Origin of the sequence: Methylocaldum sp. (assembly GCF_035627495.1) — a bacterium.
Lineage (GTDB): Bacteria > Pseudomonadota > Gammaproteobacteria > Methylococcales > Methylococcaceae > Methylocaldum.
This window is the reverse complement of the sequence record NZ_DASPLO010000002.1, coordinates 1-4,938: the sequence shown is the minus strand read 5'-3', so window position 1 is coordinate 4,938 and position 4,938 is coordinate 1. Positions and strand designations below refer to the sequence as shown.

Sequence of the window (4,938 nt, the reverse complement as noted above, 5' to 3'; positions counted from 1 at the left end):
CGCCGCCCGGTGATACGGCGCCCCGTCCCAGACCAACTGGATCGGCCGGCTGGGAAACCGTTGCCGCAGACGATCTAGGGCTTCCTTCGTGTAGTCCCCATTGGCGCGCGGATAAGGCCAGATTTCGGTCTGGCCAAGGTTGTACAGATACAGGCCGTAAAAGGACACGCGGTCCGAGAGTTTCGGGGAGCGCGAGCAGACCCACAGCCGCTCACCGCATACCGACCACCCATATCCCGCATCCGCGTCCAGATGAATATGGGCTTCATCCAGGTACACCAACACGTGCCGATTTTCCAGGGCACCTTTCAGCACATCCTGAATCTGGGTGACGAAAGCCTCGCGCCGTTCAGGATCGGCCCGTCCCAAGAATTTCTTGGCTTTCTTCCAGGACAACTTCAACCGCTGCAAAGCCCGCCGCACGGTTTCACGGCAACAGGTCCGACCGAATTGAGCTTCAATCCAAGCCACCAGCCGTTTCAACGTCCATCGCTTCGGCTCCCGCGTGGCTTCGCCGGGCGGGGCAGCGGCCGCCGCAACGGCTTCCCGGATTACTCCATCGAGGCGCTGTTCGATCCGCTCGCAAAAAGGGGGCGGCCTCCGCTATGCCGATAGATCAAGGTCTCAGGGCCACGCTCGTTATACCGGTGGACCCATCTCATCAGGGTCTGTGGGTTACGTCCACTGCGCTCGGCGACGGCAGTAGCATTCGAATCTTGAGTGATTTCGTACAACGCTAGGCAGCGTTCCCGCGTCCGGGGATGTGACGCGCTCGTCGCCCATTCCCGCAACGTTTCCGGCGTTTGATCCCACCGGCCACAATCGACTCGTAACATGCTTTTCCAAAGGCTCGTTCAAACCAAACCAGCCTATCAAATCCCGGCTTGAAAACTCCACATCTCATTGTGGATGCGGCTTAGCTCAAAAGCCGGCAAGCTGAGCGCAAAACGATGATCGATAGGACCCACTGAATTGCTGGGACTCAGTCGGGGAAGCCTTAATTACGTGCCCGGCCTCCGGCGGACTTTGATCTGAAGCTCATGCGTCGGCTCGACGAATTGCATCGGGACCATCCCTTTATGGGCGCCCGATTGCTCCGGGACATACTGAACCGGGAAGGCTTAAAGGTCGGACGCCGGTAGAGGGGCTCCCCCAACGCCGAATTCAGGGACGACCAGTCCATGATCTTTGCCAAGCGAACCAACTCATGCCGACGGCCGATGAGGTTCGGCAGCGCCTTTCGAAATAGATCCTGTTGATCCACGCCACGAGGTTCCCTCGGCTTCATGCAATGCCTCCAAATTTGCAAGAAATCGACTCCAAATAACCGGTCTTCTTGCAACTTATACCCGGCAATATCCGTGAATTCCCCATGTAAGTCAGTGCGTTATGAATACTTCAGGTCCAACGGTTTACCCCTACCATCCGATGGCAGAAAATCCGGAGGCGGGGGTGATTTGATCTCATCCCCGCCGTCTAAACCACGAGTTGCAAAACCGAAGCTTACTCTCCGAATTTATACCATCGTTTCGGAGTCGATCTCCGGTCTCTCGTAACCTCTCGTAGGAAGCAAATCAGACGTCCAAGAGCCTGAACTAGAGGGTTTTCGGAAACTCTAATTGACAACATGAGCTTTTCTTCGGATCTGCAGCGCGGATTAGAAAATCCGCGCTGCCGCTCTCAAAAGGAGCCGGCATTTTTGAATCCGAGGGTAAGTTGAATCAGAGGGTGTTTAGTTCTGATATTAAAGGAGACGTGTCATGGTTCAGACTTTCGCAAAAGTGTTCGGCATTGTGTACCTAATAATAGGTATTCTTGGCTTCATTCCGGGGCTTGTACAGCCGATGGTAGGCGGTCCTGGATTGGCTATAGAAGCTGGCTACGGCAGATTCCTTGGTATTTTTCCTGTTAATCTGATTCATAACTTAGTACATATCGGTGTCGGCATCTGGGGTATTCTTGCCGCTCGGAGTATTCCTAGGTCTGTGACCTATGCACGTGCCAATGCGGTGCTTTTTGGTGTGCTATTCCTTTTAGGGATTATTCCGGCGACAAACACCCTGTTCGGACTGGCTCCGATATATGGCGTTGACGCTTGGTTGCATCTATTGAGCGCAGCCATAGCGGCATATTTCGGGTTTGCCGCCGCGGCACGGGCGCCTGCGTGGCATACGTGAATGTACTGAGATTCGGAATGGGAATTAACTGAACGGGTGGCTGCGGGATACTCCATTTCGCAGCCACCCGTTCATTACATTTTGGTTTTGGCTTAACGCTAGAGCGCTCTGCTCAATGACTCAAATCAAGACGACTGGGCAAGCTGCAGCTTCTGAAATGGCTTTGCTTAAGTCGCCATCTTGGCGTTTTACCACCAGCAAACGGCAACCAGTGCGCCGAATTGAATGCAATAAATTCGGGGCATCAAACGGGTAGATGGTAACAAACCGGACGGCCGCGCCTTGAACGCAGCGTTTCAACGCCAGCTGTTTCAATATCTCTGATTCGGTGTCTGTTTTCGCTGGAAGAGCAACGTAAAGGCGGCTGGATTCTAGTTCGGCCAACTCGACAGCCATTTGTAAGGCGCGCTCAGCTCCCTTGGAACCATCGAATACAACCCAGATAGGGTACATAGAGGTTTTCTTTGTAGCGCTGCGTCTATACGGCTCAGGCCTCTTGGAAAGGAAAACGACATCGACCTGTTCGATCTGAGACATAACCGCGGAAACGAAATGTCCGCGTACCGTCCGAAAGCTGACATCGATTTGCAGCCGTTCATTCAGCCGGTCCAGCGCTTGCTGAATTTGTTCAGTGCTGGAGCGCAAGGTGCGCATCAGGCGCGGCAGATCGACTTTACGCTCGGCAGCACAGATACGATCAATCTCTACTGCGAACGGAAGTTCGGCCAAGTTAAGTAAGTTCGTCTCCTCCACATAAACCGCAATCAGCTGCGCTTGCTTTCGGGCAGCGAGATGCGCTGCCAGTTCGAGTAGGCCGATGTCGTGGCGCAATACGTTTAAAGCCACCACGACACGCTCGGATACAGGAGTGTTCTCAGCCATAATTTTGATTCTCGCCTGCTTTTTCTTGGCTCCTGAACGCCTTCTGGATATCGGTCCACTCCTTGAGGCGCCGTTCGATACGGCCGTTAATGCTGTCTGGCGGAAATGCGCCTGTCGCGTCACGCTCGCCTGCCGGCTTACCCAGCAACAGTTCCAAGGCTTGATCTACCGTGTCGACCGCATAGACATGAAATGCGCCGGATTCCGCGGCGGCCTTGACTACATCCTGACGCAGCATGAGGTGTTTGACGTTAGCACGGGGAATGATAACTCCCTGCTTTCCATTTAGGCCGATCGCCGCGCAGATGTCGAAAAAGCCTTCGATCTTTTCGTTAACCCCACCGATAGGTTGCACCTGTCCATGTTGATTGACCGAACCGGTTACCGCGAGCGATTGACGGATCGGCAAATCGGCCAGTGACGACAAAATCGCGCTGAGCTCCGCCACAGACGCACTATCGCCTTCGACCTGACCATAGGATTGCTCGAACACGAGGCTGGCAGTCACCGAGAACGGCTGAGTTTTGGCATAACGTTGCGCCAGGAAACCGGACAAAATCATCACACCCTTACTGTGAATGGCTCCCCCCAGCTCACTTTCCCGCTCGATATCTAAAATTTTACCGCTGCCCAGCCGAGTCGTGGCGGTGATGCGGGACGGCTGGCCGAATGCAAAATCACCCAAACTGACAACTGACAGTCCATTGATCTGGCCAACCACTGCGCCCTCGGTGTCGATGAAAATCGTTCCGCGTCGAATGTTTTCATAAACCCGTTCGCGAAGCCGGTCGGCCCTACGGATCTGGTGGTCGATGGCGGCCTGCACATCATCCCGCGTGATAATCGAGCGCTGTACTTGTGCCGCCCAGTGGTCGGCCTCCTTGAGAAGATCGTCCAAGCTGCGCAAATGGGTGGATAGCTTTTCCGAATCCTCCACCAAGCGAGCGGCATGTTCCACCACCCGGATGACCGCTTCCTTGTCCAGCGGGCGCAATTGGCTTCGCCGTGCCAGGCTGGCGATCAGACGAGCGTATAACGCATTGCCATCGGCATCCCGATCGATCGTTTCTTCGAAATCCGCCGAAACTTTGAACAGCTCGCGGAATTCCGGATCGTAGACATTGAGTAAATAGTAAAGAACGCGGTCTCCGATCAAAATGATTTTTATATCCAGAGGAATAGGTTCGGGTTCGAGACTCGAAGTACTTATCACGCTCAGCGCACGCTCCAACGACTCGATGCGGATTTCGCGCGACTGAAGAATGCGTTTCAGGCTGTCCCAAGCGAAAGGCTGCATCAGCACTTTGCGAGCGTCCAAAATCAAATAGCCGCCATTGGCGATATGCAGTGCGCCGGATTTGATCATCGTGAAATCGGTGACCAGAGCGCCCATATAGGCCTGGTATTCGACCCGCCCGACGAGATTGTTGTGGCTCGGCAAGCTCTCGAAGACAACAGGGGCGTACTTGCATTCGCTATTATCGACCAAAAGGTTGACCTTGTAGCGCAGAAACGGACTGGGCCGCGGCGGCGCATGCCCGATCAACGCCGCTATGCCGCCGCCTTCCTGCTTCGGAAAAAAATCTTCGGCGTGGTCGATGATTTCCCTTTGAGCCTCGTTCAAATATTGAACGACCCCAGGAATAGCCTCATAACGGGCTTTTAAATCGTCCATTAAATGATTGACGGCGAACTCGGCAATTTCCCGATTCAGCGTTTTCAACTTTTCTTTGGCTTCCTTGGAGTTATGCTCGAAAGTTGTGGATGAGGGGCTGAGGTAGGCGGCGTATTCTTGATGGTCTTCGAGGTCATCAATTCCTGTTGAGAGGAGCGAATACGCCATGCATGAAGATAAAGTCATTCCGCTGAAGAATCCAGG

Annotated in this window: 5 protein-coding genes and 1 pseudogene; 2 read left to right on the top strand and 4 right to left on the bottom strand. The window is 54.1% G+C overall.

Annotated features, from left to right (window positions below; all coding sequences use genetic code 11):
* On the bottom strand, positions 1 to 552 hold a 552-nt coding region (locus tag VEB01_RS00025; protein ID WP_324872052.1), incomplete at its 3' end, for an IS630 family transposase.
* Entirely contained in the window at positions 552 to 836 is a 285-nt protein-coding gene (locus VEB01_RS22995) for a helix-turn-helix domain-containing protein (RefSeq protein ID WP_414675380.1), read from the bottom strand. The genes VEB01_RS00025 and VEB01_RS22995, both read right to left, overlap by 1 nt.
* Positions 837 to 935: 99 nt before the next feature.
* Here VEB01_RS22995 and VEB01_RS22990 point away from each other — a divergent pair.
* Positions 936 to 1,139: pseudogene (locus tag VEB01_RS22990) on the top strand (IS3 family transposase); the annotation flags it as partial.
* 621 nt (positions 1,140 to 1,760) lie between these two features.
* On the top strand, positions 1,761 to 2,177 hold the full coding sequence (locus VEB01_RS00020) for a DUF4383 domain-containing protein (protein ID WP_324872051.1): 417 nt from the start codon (positions 1,761 to 1,763) through the stop codon (positions 2,175 to 2,177).
* Between the two features lie 120 nt (positions 2,178 to 2,297).
* On the opposite strand, the gene VEB01_RS00015 is transcribed toward VEB01_RS00020, so the two are convergent.
* Together VEB01_RS00015 and VEB01_RS00010 are read right to left on the bottom strand one after the other, a co-directional pair.
* On the bottom strand, positions 2,298 to 3,059 hold the full coding sequence (locus tag VEB01_RS00015; RefSeq protein WP_324872050.1) for a universal stress protein: 762 nt from the start codon (positions 3,057 to 3,059) through the stop codon (positions 2,298 to 2,300).
* Positions 3,052 to 4,938 (bottom strand): Lon protease family protein (locus tag VEB01_RS00010; RefSeq protein ID WP_324872049.1); only part of this gene is annotated, 1,887 nt, incomplete at its 5' end. The genes VEB01_RS00015 and VEB01_RS00010, both read right to left, overlap by 8 nt.

Coding starts and splice junctions, on each gene's coding strand:
- VEB01_RS22995 (WP_414675380.1), bottom strand. CDS start 836: ATGTTACGAGTCGATTGTGGCCGGTGGGATCAAACGCCGGAAACGTTG.
- VEB01_RS00020 (WP_324872051.1), top strand. CDS start 1,761: ATGGTTCAGACTTTCGCAAAAGTGTTCGGCATTGTGTACCTAATAATA.
- VEB01_RS00015 (WP_324872050.1), bottom strand. CDS start 3,059: ATGGCTGAGAACACTCCTGTATCCGAGCGTGTCGTGGTGGCTTTAAAC.